The organism is Methylobacterium sp. HMF5984, assembly GCF_045033435.1.
GTDB lineage: Bacteria > Pseudomonadota > Alphaproteobacteria > Rhizobiales > Beijerinckiaceae > Methylobacterium.
This window is the reverse complement of the sequence record NZ_JBJFLN010000001.1, coordinates 2,557,850-2,571,491: the sequence shown is the minus strand read 5'-3', so window position 1 is coordinate 2,571,491 and position 13,642 is coordinate 2,557,850. Positions and strand designations below refer to the sequence as shown.

Below are 13,642 nucleotides of genomic sequence, written 5' to 3'. Positions count from 1 at the left end.
ATGAGGCCCCATGGACCGACCCGCCGCCTCGTGCTGGCGGCGGGCGCGTCGGCGCTGGCGGCACGCCCGGCCCTGGCCGGCCCGCTGCCGTCGTATCCCAGCGAGGACTTCGCGCAGTCCGTCGGCATCAACACCCATTTCGGGCACGACGGGACCCCGTACGTCGACCGGTTCGCGCGCTGCGCGGCGGCGCTCGACGCCCTCGGGATCCGGCACCTGCGCGACGACATCGTCCTGCCGGCGGGCGGGCCGCCATCGGGGCCGCCGCCGCAGTTCCGGCGGATCGCCGAGCTGGCGCGGGCCGGCTACCGGTTCAGCCTCGTCTTCTACGACGGGCTCGACGTCGGGCCGCTGGTGCCGCCCCGGCGCCTGCCCGACATCGCCGCCTGGAGCGCGGGCGGGCTCGCGATCGCCGAGGGCAGCAACGAGCCCAACATCGCCGCCGGCGCCGGCCGCCCGCTTGCCTCGGCCGAGCACCAGCGCGCGCTCTACCGGGCGGCACGCAACGCCGGCGGCGCGGTGAAGGTCGCCGGGCCGAGCTACGTCCAGGCCAACGTCGCGGCGGCGGAGTCCCTGGCCAACGCCGTCGACTACGGCAACATCCACCCCTACCCCGGCATGGAGCACCCGGAGAACGCCGGCAACGGCGACCTGCGCCGCTTCGTCGCCGCCGCTCAGCCCATCTTCGGCCGCGCGCCGCTGCTCGCCACCGAGAACGGCTACCACACCGCGCTCGCCACCCGGAGCTTCCACTTCCCGGTCTCGGAGGCCGTGCGGGCGCGCTACACGCCCCGCCTGCTGCTGTGGAGCTTCCTCCAGGGCATCCGCCGCACCTACCTCTACGAGCTGGCCGCCTCGGTCGACCGAGGCGAGGGCGACCCGGAAGGCCGGTTCGGCCTCTTGCGCTTCGACGGCTCAGCCACGCCGACCTTTTCCGCGGTCGCCAACCTGATGCGCCTGTTCCGGGCCGGCCCGGCCGTGGCCGGCCCGGCCGTGGCCGGCCCCGCCCTCGACGTGGCCCTCGACGCGGCCCCGCGCGACCTCCAGGCGATCCGCTTCCTGCGCGGCGACGGCGCCGTCCTCGTGCCGCTCTGGCTCGGGATCGACGGCTGGGACCGGGTGCAACGCCGGGCACGGCCCGACGCGCCGGCGCAGGGCGTGACCCTCACCCTCTCGGGCGTCCCGAAGGCGGCGCGGCTGCACCGCTTCGCCGACGACGGCTCCGTCGGCGTGGAAACGCTCGGCCCGGCCCGGACGCTGACCCTCGGCGTGACGGACCGGCTCGCGATCCTCGAGCTGGTGTAGGGCGGCCCTACCGCACCGCGCCCCGGGTGTTGACGGAGAGCGCGTAGATCGACTTGGTCGAGGCCATGAACAGGCGGTTGCCGTCGGCGCCGCCGAAGCACAGGTTGGCGCAGCGCTCCGGCAGGCGGATCCGGCCGATCGCCCTGCCCTCGGGCGAGATCACCAGGACGCCGTCGAGATCGGCGCCCATGCCCCAGCCGCACCAGAGGTTGCCGTCGGCATCCGCCCGGAACCCGTCCGCGGTGCCCCTGCCGCAATCGAACAGCACCCGGCGGTCGGCGAGCGCGCTGCCGTCCCCGACCACGTCGTAGACCCGGATCAGCCGGTTCGGCTGGGCGCGGGATTCGATGACGTAGAGCTTGGTCTCGTCGGGCGAGAAGCACAGCCCGTTCGGGCCCGCGATGTCGGCGACGACGACCCTCGCCTCGCCGGTCCGCGGATCGAGGCGGAAGACCTGGCCCGGCCGTTCCGGCTGGGCCATCGCCTCGTAGGGGTTGGGGCCGAAGGCCGGGTCGGTGAACCAGATCGCGCCGTCTGAGCGGCAGACGACGTCGTTCGGGGCGTTGGCGGGCTTGCCGTCGAACCCGCTGAACAGGGTGGTGATCGTGCCGTCGTGCTCGGTGCGGGTCACCCGGCGGGATTTGTGCTCGCAGGTGACGAGGCGGCCCTGGCGGTCGCGGGCGTTGCCGTTGGCGTAGTTCGAGGGCTTGCGGAACACGCTCGTCGTGCCCGTCGCCTCGTCCCACCGCATGATCGCGTCATTGACCACGTCGCTGAACAGCAGGCAGCGCATGTCGCCGAGCCAGACCGGCCCTTCCGCCCAGCGAAAGCCCGTGGCGATCCGCTCCACCGTCGCCGAGAAGATCCGGTACCGGGCGAACGACGGGTCGAGGATCTCGATCGCCGGGTCGGGCAGGCGCTCGGACGGCTCGAAGGCGGCCTGCGCAGGCCCGGCCCACGCCGTCGTGGCGGCGGCGCCCGCCAGCGCCAGCAGGGTCCGGCGATCGAGTGCGCCCATCGTGTCCTCCCGGCCGGTGTCGTCCCGGCCTGTCCGTCGCTCGGTCCCCGGCGGGCACGGCGCATGGCGTGCGGCGTGTCCGCTCCTTCCGTGGCGTCGGAACCCTCAGGTGATCGGCGCCGGGTTGAACAGCGTCAGGTCGTTGAACAGGCCCCAGCGGTCGGACCACGGCGTCTTGCGCCCGCTCGCCACGTCGAGGATGAGCTGGAACAGCTCGCGGCCGACCTCCTCGATCGTCGCGTGACCGGTGGCGATGCGGCCGGCGTCGAGGTCGATCAGGTCGGACCAGCGCTGGCTGAGCTCGGTGCGGGTCGCGACCTTGATCACGGGGCATTGCGCGAGGCCGTAGGGCGTGCCGCGCCCGGTCGAGAACACCTGGAGGGTGATCCCGGAGGCGAGCTGCAGCGTGCCGCAGACGAAGTCGCTCGCTGGCGTCGCCGCGAAGATCAGGCCCTTCTCGCGGACCCGCTCGCCCGGGGCGAGCACGCCGGAGATCGCCGAGGTGCCGGATTTGGCGACCGACCCGAGCGCCTTCTCGACGATGTTGTTCAGCCCGCCCTTCTTGTTGCCGGGGGACGGGTTGGCGCGCCGGTCGGCCTCGCCCTTGGCGAGGTAGTCGTCGTACCACGCCATCTCGCGTACCAAAGCCTCGGCCACCGCCGGCGTCTTGGCGCGCGGCGTCAGCAGGTGGATCGCGTCGCGGACCTCGGTGACCTCCGAGAACAGGACCGTGCCGCCGGCGGCGACGATCAGGTCGGCGCAGTACCCGAGCGCCGGGTTGGCGGTGACGCCGGAGAACGCGTCGCTGCCGCCGCATTGCAGGCCGACCACGAGGTCGGAGGCCGGGCAGGTCTCGCGCCGGCGCCGGTTCAGGATCGCGAGCCGCGCCTCGGCCATCGCCATGATGCTGTCGAGCATCATGGAAAAGCCCTGGTGGCGCTCGTCCTGCATCCGCACGACGCCGCCGTCCTGCGCGTCGTCGCCGTCCGGCAGCAGGCGCTCGGAGACGAGCTTCTCGCAGCCGAGGCCCACCACCATCACCTCGCCGCCGAAATTCGGGTTGCGGGCGAGGCTCTGGAGGGTGCGGATCGGGATCACCGCCTGCGGCGCGTTGATCGCGACGCCGCAGCCGTAGGCGTGGGTCAGCCCGACCACGTCGTCGACGTTGGGGAAGCGCGGCAGCAGCTCCGCCTTGATCCGCCGGATCGCCACGTCGAGTGTGCCGGCGACGCATTGCACGCTGATCGAGATCGCGAGGATGTTCTTGGTGCCGACCGAGCCGTCCGGGTTGCGGAACCCCTCGAAGGTGCAGCCGGTCAGCGGCGGCAGGGGCGCCGGCACGCGGGTCGCCATCTCCAGCGCGTCGAGGGCGGGGGCGGTCGGGGTGGCCACGCGCGATTCCTCGACCCAGGCGCCGCACGGGATATCCTGCGTCGCGATGCCGACGACCTCGCCGTAGCGCCGGACCTCGCCGCCCTCGGGGATCGCGGCGAGCGCCACCTTGTGGCCCTGCGGCACGAACTCGACGAGGGTCAGCCCGTCCGGGAACACCGTGCCGGCCGGCAGCCCGAAGGCGTTGACGACGATGGCGACGTTGTCGCTCGCGTGCAGGCGGATGGTGCGGGGGGCGTCGCCCAGGGCGGGCCCGGCCGGCGGCACCGGCGGGGCTTCGATCACGGCGTCTGGCATCGCATGCTCCCTGGCGGCGGTCGGCGGTCGATCAGGCGCGGCGCAGCTCCACCCGCCGGATGTCGCCGACGAGGAAGAGATAGGCGCTCATCGCCACGAGCGCGTTGATCCCGACGAAGACCAACGCCGTGTCGAACGAGCCCGAGGACTGGACGAGATAGCCGATGATGATCGGCGTGGTGATGCCGGCGGTGTTGCCGAACATGTTGAACAGCGCGCCGCTCAGGCCCGCCGCCTCCTTGGGCGAGGTGTCGGACACCACCGCCCAGCCGAGCGCCCCGAGGCCCTTGCCGAAGAAGGCCGCCGCCATCAGGCCGATCACCAGGGCATGCGAGTCGACGTAGTTGCAGGCGATGATCACCATCGACAGCAGCATGCCGGCGATGATCGGCAGCTTGCGGGCGATGTTGAGCGAGCCGGTCCGGCGCAGGAGCGCGTCGGAGATCACGCCGCCGAGGATGCCGCCGACGAAGCCGCACAAGGCCGGGAGCGAGGCGGTGAAGCCGGCCTGGAGCACGGACATGCCGCGCTGCTTGACGAGGTAGATCGGAAACCACGTCAGGAAGAAGTAGGTCATCACGTTGATGCAGTGCTGCGCCACGTAGATGCCGAGCAGCATCCGGTTGCCGAGGAGCTGCTTGATCGTTCCCCAGGTGCCGGCGGCGGGGGCGGCGCCCGCCCGCACCGGCTTCGCGTCGCGCGCTGTCGACGTGGTCGCGCCCGACGGCGCGGCGCCGACCTGCACCAGCGCGCCGCCCCGGGCGATCTCGTCGAGCTCGCCCGAGGTGACGCTCGGATGGTCCTTGGGGTCGTGGATCAGCCAGACCCAGAGCAGCACCATCGCCAGGCCGATCAGGCCCATGCTGAAGAACGCGTAGCGCCAGCCGAAGCTCTGGGTCACCCAGGCGGTGAGCGGCGCGAACAGCACCGGCGCGAAGTATTGGGCCGCGTTGAACACGGCCGAGGCCTTGCCGCGCTCGGCCGCCGGGAACCAGGCGGTGACGAGGCGGGCGTTGCCGGGGAAGGACGGCGCCTCGGCGATGCCCACCAGCATCCGCATCAGGAAGAACACCGCCACCGCGGAGCCCGCGCCGAGGAAGCCGGCCCAGCCCTGGACGAAGGTGAAGAACGACCAGAAGAACACGCCGCCGGCATAGATCCACTTGGTGCCGTAGCGGTCGAGCAGCCAGCCGCCGGGCAGCTGGGCCGCGACGTAGGACCAGCTGAAGGCGGAGAGGATGTAGCCCATCTGCACGGGCGTGATGCCGAATTCCTGCGCGATCGGCACGCCCGCGATCGAGATGATCGCGCGGTCGGCGTAGTTCAGCACCGTGACCGCGAACAGCACGAGGAGGATCAGGTAGCGCACGCGCATGCGCGTCGCGCTCTGCACCGGAATCGCCAGCGACATGGTTTCCTCCTCGGGATCGCCCGACGGATGCGTGCCCGTCGCGGTCGGTTTCCTTGAGGTTTCCAGATTAGTCCGCCCGGTCGATACCTTCCAATCCAAACGATGGATCGATCGATGCCATCGCGGCATCGATCGATCGAGCCTTGATCAGGCGGCGCCGACCTCGTGGTCGGCCATGATCTCCAGCGCGCGGACCATCGCCGAATGGTCCCAGGCCGCCCCGCCGTTGGCGACGCAGGCCGAGAACAGCTGCTGCGCCAGAGCTGTGGCCGGCAGGCTGAGCCCGAGCGCGCGGGCGCCCTCCAGCGCCAGGTTCAGGTCCTTCTGGTGCAGCCCGATGCGGAAGCCCGGATCGAAGGTGCGGTCGATCATGCGCTTGCCGTGCAGCTCGAGGATGCGCGAGGTGGCCAGGCCCCCGGTGATGGCCTCGCGGACCTTGGCCGGGTCGGCGCCGGCCTTCGAGGCGAACAGCAGGCCCTCGGCCACCGCCTCGATGGTGAGCGCGACGATGATCTGGTTGGCGACCTTCGCCACCTGGCCCGATCCGACCGGGCCGACATGGGTCACGGTCTTCCCCATGGCCGCGAACAGCGGTTGTGCGCGCCCGAAATCGGCCTCGTCGCCGCCGACCATGATCGAGAGGGCGGCGTTCTTCGCCCCGACCTCGCCGCCGGAGACCGGCGCGTCGAGATAGGCGCCGCCGCGCTCCCTGATGCGGGCGGCGAAGTCCTTCGTCGCGATCGGCGAGATCGAGCTCATGTCGATCACGGTCGTGCCGGGCCTCAGGCCCGCTGCGACGCCGTCCGCGCCGAACAGCACCGTCTCGACGTCGGGGGTGTCCGGCAGCATCAGGATGACGACGTCGGCGCGCTCGGCGACCTCGGCGGCGGTGGCGCAGGGCGTGCCGCCGGCGGCGACCAGGGCCTCGGGCACCGCCCGGCGGCTCTTCAGGAACAGGCTGTGCCCGGCGGCGATCAGGTGCCCGGCCATGGGCGCGCCCATGATGCCGAGGCCGATGAATCCGATGTTCATGGTGGTGTCTCCCGGAATGGCGCATCCGCCCTCCCCCGCGGAGGGGGGAGGGTCGATCCTGGCTCAGCCCCTGAAGCGGGCGGCGAGCGCCTCGGACTGCCGCGCGAGCAGGCCCATGTCGGAGCCGACCGCGGTGAAGCGGGTGCCGGCGGCGATGTAGCGGTGGGCCAGATCCTCGTTGGCGGTGAGGATGCCGGCATGCTTCCCGGCCTTCGTGATGCGCGCGATCGTCTCCGCGATGATCGCCACCACGTCGGGATGATTCTGCTGGCCGAGGTAGCCGAGGCTGGTCGAGAGGTCGCCGGGGCCGATGAAGACGCCGTCGACGCCCTCCACGCCGGCGATCTCGTCGAGGTTGTCCAGCGCCCGCCGCGACTCGATCTGCACGGCCACGAAGATCTCGGCCTCGCAGCGGGCGTGGTAGTCGGGGATGCGGCCGAAGCGGGCGGCGCGCGGCGCCTGCGAGAATCCGCGCACGCCGCGCGGGGCGTAGCGGGTCGCGGCCACCGCGCGGCGGGCCTGGTCGGCGTCGTCGATGTTGGGGATCATCAGCGACTGCACCCCGGTGTCGAGGATGCGCTTGATGGTGATCGCCTCGTCGCTCGGCACCCGCACCATGGCGTGGGCCGGGCTCTCCATCATCGCCTGGACCTGAATGTAGACGTCCCGCAGGTCGTTGGCCGAATGCTCCATGTCGAGGAGCAGCCAGTCGAAGCCGGAGCCGGCTACGACCTCGGTGGAGATCGGGCTGGCGAGGCTGCACCACAGGCCGATCTGCTGCCGGCCCTGGCCGAGCGCCGCCTTGAAGCGGTTGGAGAGGATGTCCATCGGATGTGCTCCTTCGTGGAATCGATCTGAGAGGTCGAGCGTCGTCCGGATCACGCGCCTCCCTCTCCCCTCTGCGGGAGAGGGTGGCCCGCGAAGCGGGTCGGGAGAGGGGAGCGCCGGTGCCGGATACGGCGCTCCCCTCTCCCGACCCCTGCCGACGCAGGGGCCACCCTCCCCCGCAGAGGGGGAGGGATCTGAAGCGTCCGTCGCCCTCAGCGCACGAGGCACGGGCGCTTGTTGTCGAAGGTCCAGTTCGGGACGAGGAACTGCATCGCCGCCGCGTCGTCGCGGGCGCCGAGGCCGTGGTCCAGATAGAGCGCGTGCGCCGCCTCGACCTCGGCCATGTCAATCTCGATGCCCAGCCCCGGACGATCCGGCACCCGCACGAGCCCGCCGCGGATCGCCAGCGGCTCTTTGGTCAGGCGCTGGCCGTCCTGCCAGATCCAGTGCGTGTCGATCGCCGTCACCTTGCCCGGGGCGGCGGCCGCGACGTGAGTGAACATCGCCAGCGACACGTCGAAGTGGTTGTTCGAGTGCGAGCCCCAGGTCAGCCCGTGGTCGCGGCAGAGCTGCGCCACCCGCACCGAGCCGGCCAGCGTCCAGAAATGCGGGTCGGCCAGCGGGATGTCGACGGCGCCCAGCTGAATCGCGTGGTTCATCTGGCGCCAGTCGGTGGCGATCATGTTGGTGGCGGTGGGCAGGCCCGTGGCGCGGCGGAACTCGGCCATGATCTCGCGGCCCGAGAACCCGTCCTCGGCCCCGCACGGATCCTCGGCGTAGGCGAGCACGCCGCCGCGGCCCTTGCACAGGCGGATCGCCTCGGCGAGCGACCACGCGCCGTTCGGGTCGAGGGTGACGCGGGCTTCCGGGAAGCGCTCGTGGATCGCGGTGACGGCGGCGATCTCGTCCTCGCCGGCGAGCACGCCGCCCTTCAGCTTGAAGTCGTTGAAGCCGTAGGCCGCATGCGCGGCCTCGGCCAGGCGTGCGACGGCGTCGGGCGTCAGGGCCTCCTCGTCGCGCAGCCGCATCCAGCCGTCGCGGGCGGTCGGCTCGCGATAGGGCAGATCGGTGCGGCGGCGGTCGCCGACGTAGAACAGGTAGCCCAGCATCTCGACGGCGTCGCGCTGCTGGCCCTCGCCCAGCAGGGCCGCCACCGGCACGTCGAGGAACTGGCCGAGCAGGTCGAGGAAGGCGGATTCCACCGCCGTCACCGCGTGGATGGTGACGCGCAGGTCGAAGGTCTGGAGGCCGCGCCCGCCGGAATCGCGGTCGGCGAAGCGCGCGCGCATCGCGTTGAGCACCGCCTGCCAGGCGCCGAGCGGGCGCCCGACGATCAGGTCGCGGGCCTCCTCCAGCACGCCGCGGATGCGCTCGCCGCCGGGCACCTCGCCGAGGCCCGTCGCGCCGGTGGAATCCTCGAGGATCACCAGGTTGCGGGTGAAGAACGGGCCGTGCGCGCCGCTGAGGTTGAGCAGCATGCTGTCGCGGCCGGCGACCGGCACGACCCGCATCGCGGTGACGGTGGGGGAGCGCGAAAATCCGCGCGACGGGGCATCGACGGCGTCGGCCTGCATGCGTGCCTCCCGGGGCGTTGACGGGACCGGCGTCTGGCGCGCCGTCTGCCGCACGTTCTCGCAAGGATGCCGATGCGGGTCCAAGCCAAAGGCTGGATCGATCGATGCGCGACAGGCATCGATCATCCCGGCGGCAGCACTGCCAGGATCGCGATCAGGCGCGCGATCAGCGGGTCGTCGCCGTCGCGGCGCCAGGCGAGGTGCAGCTCGGCCGGGCGCGGCGCGGGCAGGTCGAGGGGGCGGAACGCGACGCCCTCGAAGCGCAGGCGCTCGGCCGCCGCCGGCACCAGGGCGACCCCGAGGCCGGCACGCACCAGTGCCAGGATCGAGTGGATCTGCGTCAGCTGCTGCAGGATGCGCGGCTGGATGCCGGCCTCGGCGAACAGGCCGCGGACGAGGTCGTGGAAGTAGTGCGCCTCGTTCGGCGCGTAGGCGATGAACGGTTCGCCGTCGAGGTCCGCCAGCGTCAGGTCCGCGTGCGCCGCCAGGCGATTGCCGGCGGGCACGGCGACCACCATCGGCTCGGCCAGCGCCCGCACGGAGGCGAGGTCGGGATGGGTGACCGGCGGGCGCACCAGCGCCGCGTCGATGCGCCCGGCCAGCAGTTCCTCGACCTGATCCTTGGTCACCATCTCGCGCAGCGCGAGCGTCACGTCCGGCAGCGCGGCCCGGGCGGCGATGACGAGGCGGGGCAGGAAGTCGTAGGCCGAAGCCGCCGTGAACCCGAGCTTGAGCACCCCGGCCCTTCCGGCCGCGACCTGGCGGGTGACGTGGGTCGCGGTCTCGGCGAGCCGCAGGATGCGCTGCGCCTCGGGCAGGAAGCTGCGCCCGGCCGCGGTCAGGCGCACCGAGCGGCTGGTGCGGTCGAGGAGCTGCACGTCGAGGATGCGCTCCAGGACCTGGATCTGCCGCGAGAGCGGCGGCTGGGTCATGTTCAGCCGGGCGGCGGCCCGGCCGAAATGCAGCTCCTCGGCGACGGCCGCGAAGCACCGGAGCTGGCTGAAGTCGAACATGCGCGATCCTGGAAAGGCGACCCGGGTTGCGACGTGCCTGGATTGATCGCATCCCGATGCCGGTCGCGGCGAGACGGATGATGGCAGCAAAGCTTCGATCGGTCTCGTCGGCCTGCCTCGCGATGCGCTTGAACGCCTTCGGCTTGCGGAAGACGGTCTCGATCGGGTGGCGTCGCTTCGGCGAGGTGGGTCGTCACGGGCACGTTCGACTTCGCCGTCGTTGACGTTCGTCCGATCGTCCCTCATATTGCGGACATGTTCGCGGGAGTTCCCCGGCTAAATTGCAGGACGACCCCGATGGCCGGCACATCCGCTCCGAACAGCCTCGACATCGCCGAGCAGGTCGCTCGCGTCCTCCGGTCGAACGCCGAGACCCAGAAATTCATTGAGGAACAGGCTAAGCTGCGCGCCGAGGCCGACAAGCTGACGCGCGAGCGAGCCTTGGCACCCTGGCAGATCGCCCTGTCCGGCATGGCCGCGGGTGCTGCGCTGTTCGGCGCGGGCGCCGCCTTCATCAAGGTGTTGGGCGGGTGACCGCCAGCCGCCTCCGCGACGTGCTCGCCCGGCTGCGCTGGTCGCAACGGGGCTTCGCTCAGGCCCTGGCCTGCGATGACCGCCTGGTGCGCCGTTGGGCCTCCGGCGACGCCGCGATCCCACCCGACGTCGCAGGCTGGCTCGAAGCGCTGGCCGAGGCGCATGCCCGCCATCCCGTGCCCGAGGGGTGGCGGCGGCGGTCCGCTTGAGCCGGTTGCGCGGACGTGTTCTGCGGGTCCGCGCAACCTGCGACCGGTCTGGAAGCCGGGCCGGAGACGTGTCGCCTTTGAAGCGTCGCCTTGCCGGCGCGAGCCCGCTCAGCGCAGCTCCACCCGCCGGATCTCGCCGACGACGACGAGGTAGCAGAACACGGCGACGAGCGCGTTCAGCCCGACGAACACCAGCGCGCCGTTGAACGACCCCGTCTGCTGCACGATGTAGCCGATCGCGATCGGGGTGGTGATGCCGGCGGTGTTGCCGAAGGTGTTGAATAGCCCGCCCGAGAGGCCGCCGCCCTGGCGCGGCGAGGTGTCGGAGACGACCGCCCAGCCGAGCGCCCCGACGCCCTTGCCGAAGAAGGCGAGCGCCATCAGCCCGACCACGAGCGCGTCGGTCTGGACGTAGTTGCAGCCGACGATGACCATCGACAGCAGCATCCCGCCGACGATCGGGATCTTCCGCGATGCGGTCAGCGACCAGCCGCGCTTGAGCAGCCGATCCGAGATCCAGCCGCCCAGGATGCCGCCGACGAAGCCGCAGAGCGCCGGCAGCACCGCGGCGAAGCCCGCCTGCAGGATCGACAGGCCGCGCTCCTTCACGAGGTAGACCGGGAACCAGGTCAGGAAGAAGTACGTCAGCGTGGTGATGCAGTACTGCCCGACGTAGATCCCGAGCAGCATGCGGTTGGCGAGCAGCTGCCGGATCGTGCGGCCGGCGTCGACCTGGGCCACGCCCGCGTCGCGGCCGTCCATGTCGAGGAGGGCGCCGCCCGCCTCGATGTAGTCGCGCTCCCCCTGGTTGATCGCGGGGTGCTCCTTCGGCCCGTAGATCACCTGGGTCCACAGCAGCGCGAAGGCGATGCCGAGCGCGCCCATCAGGGTGAAGACGTGGTGCCAGCCGTAATGGTGGACGACGAAGCCCATCAGCGGCGTGAACAGCACGGTGGCGAAGTACTGCGAGGCATTGAAGAAGGCCGAGGCGGTGCCGCGCTCGGCGGTGGGGAACCACGCCGCGGTGATCCGGGCGTTGGCCGGAAACACCGGCGCCTCGGCGAGTCCCACCAGCAGGCGCAGGCCGAACAGCACCGCCACCGCGGTGAAGCCGGTGAAGAAGCCGACCGCCCCCTGCATCAGCGTGAAGGCCGACCACAGGAAGATCGCGCCGGCATAGACCCACTTCGCGCCGTAGCGGTCGAGCAGCCAGCCGCCGGGCAGCTGCGCCAGGACGTAGGACCAGGCGAAGGCGGAGAAGACGTAGCCCATCGCCACCGCATCGAGGCCCAGGTCCTTGGCCAGCGACGGGCCGGCGATGGAGAGCGTCGCGCGGTCGGCGTAGTTGATGGTGGTGGCGATGAAGAGCATCGTCACGATGAGGAGCCGCACGCGGCTGCGCTTCACCGCGGTCATGGCGAGACCCGCGCTCATACGACCTTCTCCCTGAAGGCGGACCGCCCGGCCGGTGCCGCGGCGGACAGCGGCCGTTCTCTGAAGGCCCCTCGACGGGGCCCCGGCGGCCGCTTGCGATCTCAGGTTAGGAGCGTCCCCGGCGCGGCGTCCAACTCAAAGGCTGGATGGATCGATGCGGCGCGCGCATCGATCGGCGGCGGGAAAGCGACGGGATGACGATGGTCGGGATGAGCGGGGGTGGGGCTTGAGCGGTCGGTACGGGCTGGAGATCCGGGCGGCCAGCGCCGCCGACGCGCCGGGGCTCGCCGCGCTGATCGGCTCGGGCGGCCCGGCGATCGCGGTCCGCGACCTCGCCGAGCGGATCGAGGCCCTGCGCGGCCGCGACGGTGCGGCCCTCGTCGCGGTCGAGTGGGGGCCGCCGGGCGGCCTCGTCGTGCTGCACTGGTACCGCACCCTCGTCGCCGAGCCGATCGCGCAGATCACGACGCTCCTCGTCGCGCCCGACGACCGCCGGCGCGGGCTCGGGCGCCTGCTGCTCAAGGCGGCGGCGCAGGCCGCGCGCACCGCCGGATGCGACGGGCTGGAGATGGTGCTGCCGCCGGACCGGCCGGACCTCGAAGCCTTCTGCGCCGCCACCGGCTTCGTCGCGGCCGGCACCCGCCTGACGCGGCCCCTGCGCAAGCGAAGCGCCGAGCGCTGAGATCGATGCCGCGTGTCGCGGTCAGTGCAACGTCGCGCCGGGGTCCGGGTCGATCTCGACCGCCTCGGCGAAGGGGAATTCCAGCACGATCTCGCCCGCGGCATCGGTGACGACGAGGTCGGCCGTCATCAGCCGGGCCTGGTCCCGCGCCTCACGCGCTTGGCCGGCGCGCAGCGCCGCCAGGATGGTGTCGCGGGCGGCCTCCCAGGCGGCGTCGGCATCGGGCAGGTCGGCGCCGTCCGGGTCCGTCACCCAGTCGTCGCCGATCCGTGTGTTGAAGAAGTAGCGCGGCACGGTACAGGCTCCTGCAGCATCGGGCTTCACGCACGCGAAGCGGGATCGGAGCAAGACATGGTGAAGCCCAGCCGCGCTGCAACGCCGGACGAGGCCGGCCGGCCCGCGAGGCCGTCGCTGCGGGCGGCGCGGCGGGCTTTTATGACAGCGGCCCTCGGCCTCGCCTCGCTCGCGGGCGCCCAGGCGCAGCCGGCGGACCTCTCCGACGCGCGGGCGATGGCGCTGGTGCGCGGGCACCGCACGCAGGGCTTCGTCACCGTCGGCCAGAGCCTCGCCTATGCCGAGCGGGCCCGGCCAGACAGCTTTCGACTGGCGCCCGCCCGGGTCGAGCGGCGCGCGGGCGAGCCGTTCACCCGCGTCCGCATCTGCTACTGGCTCCGCCCTGCCGGGCGCCCGGCCGAGCCGGATTGCGGGATCGACTACCTCGTCACCGACGGGCCGCCCCATGTCGAGGTCGCCGAGGCCTTCGGCGGCCTCGGCCGCGAGCTGGAAGCCGGCCGCGAGCGCTTCGTGCGCGCCCTCGACCGGGAGCTCGATCTCCGGCGTGATCCGGCCGCCAAGGCGCTCGGCGATGCGCTCGCGCCCTACGATCCCTACGACCGCCGATAGGGCGGAGGCT

At 72.1% G+C, this 13,642-nt stretch carries 14 protein-coding genes; 5 read left to right on the top strand and 9 right to left on the bottom strand.

Annotation, left to right across the window (positions count from 1 at the left end):
* Positions 1-1,305 (top strand): hypothetical protein, encoded by a 1,305-nt coding sequence (locus ACFZ8E_RS12430; protein WP_405042877.1) that lies wholly within the window; start codon positions 1-3, stop codon positions 1,303-1,305.
* Positions 1,306-1,312: 7 nt separating this feature from the next.
* Here ACFZ8E_RS12430 and ACFZ8E_RS12425 read toward each other — a convergent pair whose 3' ends face one another.
* From ACFZ8E_RS12425 to ACFZ8E_RS12395, 7 genes are all read right to left on the bottom strand, one after another.
* Entirely contained in the window at positions 1,313-2,323 is a 1,011-nt protein-coding gene (locus ACFZ8E_RS12425) for an SMP-30/gluconolactonase/LRE family protein (RefSeq protein ID WP_405042876.1), read from the bottom strand.
* A 105-nt stretch (positions 2,324-2,428) separates the two neighbouring features.
* Positions 2,429-4,012 carry a galactarate dehydratase gene (gene garD, locus ACFZ8E_RS12420; protein WP_243985429.1) on the bottom strand — a complete coding sequence of 528 codons (1,584 nt, stop codon included), beginning with the start codon at positions 4,010-4,012 and terminating at the stop codon, positions 2,429-2,431.
* A gap of 31 nt (positions 4,013-4,043) precedes the next feature.
* Positions 4,044-5,423, bottom strand: a complete 1,380-nt coding sequence (locus ACFZ8E_RS12415) for an MFS transporter (RefSeq protein ID WP_243985431.1) — start codon at positions 5,421-5,423, stop codon at positions 4,044-4,046.
* A gap of 147 nt (positions 5,424-5,570) precedes the next feature.
* On the bottom strand, positions 5,571-6,455 hold the full coding sequence (locus ACFZ8E_RS12410; protein ID WP_147843654.1) for a 2-hydroxy-3-oxopropionate reductase: 885 nt from the start codon (positions 6,453-6,455) through the stop codon (positions 5,571-5,573).
* Between the two features lie 63 nt (positions 6,456-6,518).
* Positions 6,519-7,283: an HpcH/HpaI aldolase/citrate lyase family protein gene (locus ACFZ8E_RS12405; protein WP_405042875.1), complete on the bottom strand. Its 765-nt coding sequence runs from the start codon at positions 7,281-7,283 to the stop codon at positions 6,519-6,521.
* Positions 7,284-7,495: 212 nt separating this feature from the next.
* The gene (gene gudD / locus ACFZ8E_RS12400) at positions 7,496-8,857 is read right to left on the bottom strand and encodes a glucarate dehydratase (RefSeq protein WP_243950380.1); all 1,362 of its coding nucleotides are present in this window, start codon (positions 8,855-8,857) and stop codon (positions 7,496-7,498) included.
* A gap of 122 nt (positions 8,858-8,979) precedes the next feature.
* The gene (locus tag ACFZ8E_RS12395) at positions 8,980-9,870 is read right to left on the bottom strand and encodes a LysR substrate-binding domain-containing protein (protein WP_405042874.1); all 891 of its coding nucleotides are present in this window, start codon (positions 9,868-9,870) and stop codon (positions 8,980-8,982) included.
* 297 nt (positions 9,871-10,167) lie between these two features.
* Here ACFZ8E_RS12395 and ACFZ8E_RS12390 point away from each other — a divergent pair, with 297 nt between their 5' ends.
* Together ACFZ8E_RS12390 and ACFZ8E_RS12385 are read left to right on the top strand one after the other, a co-directional pair.
* Positions 10,168-10,404 (top strand): hypothetical protein, encoded by a 237-nt coding sequence (locus ACFZ8E_RS12390; protein ID WP_147729292.1) that lies wholly within the window; start codon positions 10,168-10,170, stop codon positions 10,402-10,404.
* Positions 10,401-10,613, top strand: coding sequence for a hypothetical protein (locus ACFZ8E_RS12385; RefSeq protein ID WP_147729291.1), 213 nt, complete (start codon positions 10,401-10,403; stop codon positions 10,611-10,613). Before ACFZ8E_RS12390 ends, ACFZ8E_RS12385 begins: the two co-directional genes overlap by 4 nt.
* Before the next feature lie 108 nt (positions 10,614-10,721).
* Here ACFZ8E_RS12385 and ACFZ8E_RS12380 read toward each other — a convergent pair whose 3' ends face one another.
* Complete coding sequence (locus ACFZ8E_RS12380) at positions 10,722-12,047, bottom strand: MFS transporter (RefSeq protein ID WP_147729290.1); 1,326 nt, start codon at positions 12,045-12,047, stop codon at positions 10,722-10,724.
* 226 nt (positions 12,048-12,273) lie between these two features.
* Here ACFZ8E_RS12380 and ACFZ8E_RS12375 point away from each other — a divergent pair, with 226 nt between their 5' ends.
* Positions 12,274-12,729, top strand: coding sequence for a GNAT family N-acetyltransferase (locus tag ACFZ8E_RS12375; RefSeq protein WP_243950377.1), 456 nt, complete (start codon positions 12,274-12,276; stop codon positions 12,727-12,729).
* A 21-nt stretch (positions 12,730-12,750) separates the two neighbouring features.
* Here the strand turns inward: ACFZ8E_RS12375 and ACFZ8E_RS12370 are convergent, their stop codons facing one another.
* Entirely contained in the window at positions 12,751-13,023 is a 273-nt protein-coding gene (locus tag ACFZ8E_RS12370; RefSeq protein ID WP_147843465.1) for a DUF6894 family protein, read from the bottom strand.
* Positions 13,024-13,164: 141 nt separating this feature from the next.
* Here ACFZ8E_RS12370 and ACFZ8E_RS12365 point away from each other — a divergent pair, with 141 nt between their 5' ends.
* On the top strand, positions 13,165-13,632 hold the full coding sequence (locus tag ACFZ8E_RS12365) for a hypothetical protein (protein ID WP_147730069.1): 468 nt from the start codon (positions 13,165-13,167) through the stop codon (positions 13,630-13,632).
* Positions 13,633-13,642: the final 10 nt, after the last annotated feature.

What these genes read in the sequence shown, in the direction of transcription:
- ACFZ8E_RS12430 (WP_405042877.1), top strand. Translation starts at nt 1, where the DNA reads ATGAGGCCCCATGGACCGACCCGCCGCCTCGTGCTGGCGGCGGGCGCG.
- ACFZ8E_RS12425 (WP_405042876.1), bottom strand. Translation starts at nt 2,323, where the DNA reads ATGGGCGCACTCGATCGCCGGACCCTGCTGGCGCTGGCGGGCGCCGCC.
- garD (WP_243985429.1), bottom strand. Translation starts at nt 4,012, where the DNA reads ATGCCAGACGCCGTGATCGAAGCCCCGCCGGTGCCGCCGGCCGGGCCC.
- ACFZ8E_RS12415 (WP_243985431.1), bottom strand. Translation starts at nt 5,423, where the DNA reads ATGTCGCTGGCGATTCCGGTGCAGAGCGCGACGCGCATGCGCGTGCGC.
- ACFZ8E_RS12410 (WP_147843654.1), bottom strand. Translation starts at nt 6,455, where the DNA reads ATGAACATCGGATTCATCGGCCTCGGCATCATGGGCGCGCCCATGGCC.
- ACFZ8E_RS12405 (WP_405042875.1), bottom strand. Translation starts at nt 7,283, where the DNA reads ATGGACATCCTCTCCAACCGCTTCAAGGCGGCGCTCGGCCAGGGCCGG.
- gudD (WP_243950380.1), bottom strand. Translation starts at nt 8,857, where the DNA reads ATGCAGGCCGACGCCGTCGATGCCCCGTCGCGCGGATTTTCGCGCTCC.
- ACFZ8E_RS12395 (WP_405042874.1), bottom strand. Translation starts at nt 9,870, where the DNA reads ATGTTCGACTTCAGCCAGCTCCGGTGCTTCGCGGCCGTCGCCGAGGAG.
- ACFZ8E_RS12390 (WP_147729292.1), top strand. Translation starts at nt 10,168, where the DNA reads ATGGCCGGCACATCCGCTCCGAACAGCCTCGACATCGCCGAGCAGGTC.
- ACFZ8E_RS12380 (WP_147729290.1), bottom strand. Translation starts at nt 12,047, where the DNA reads ATGAGCGCGGGTCTCGCCATGACCGCGGTGAAGCGCAGCCGCGTGCGG.
- ACFZ8E_RS12365 (WP_147730069.1), top strand. Translation starts at nt 13,165, where the DNA reads ATGACAGCGGCCCTCGGCCTCGCCTCGCTCGCGGGCGCCCAGGCGCAG.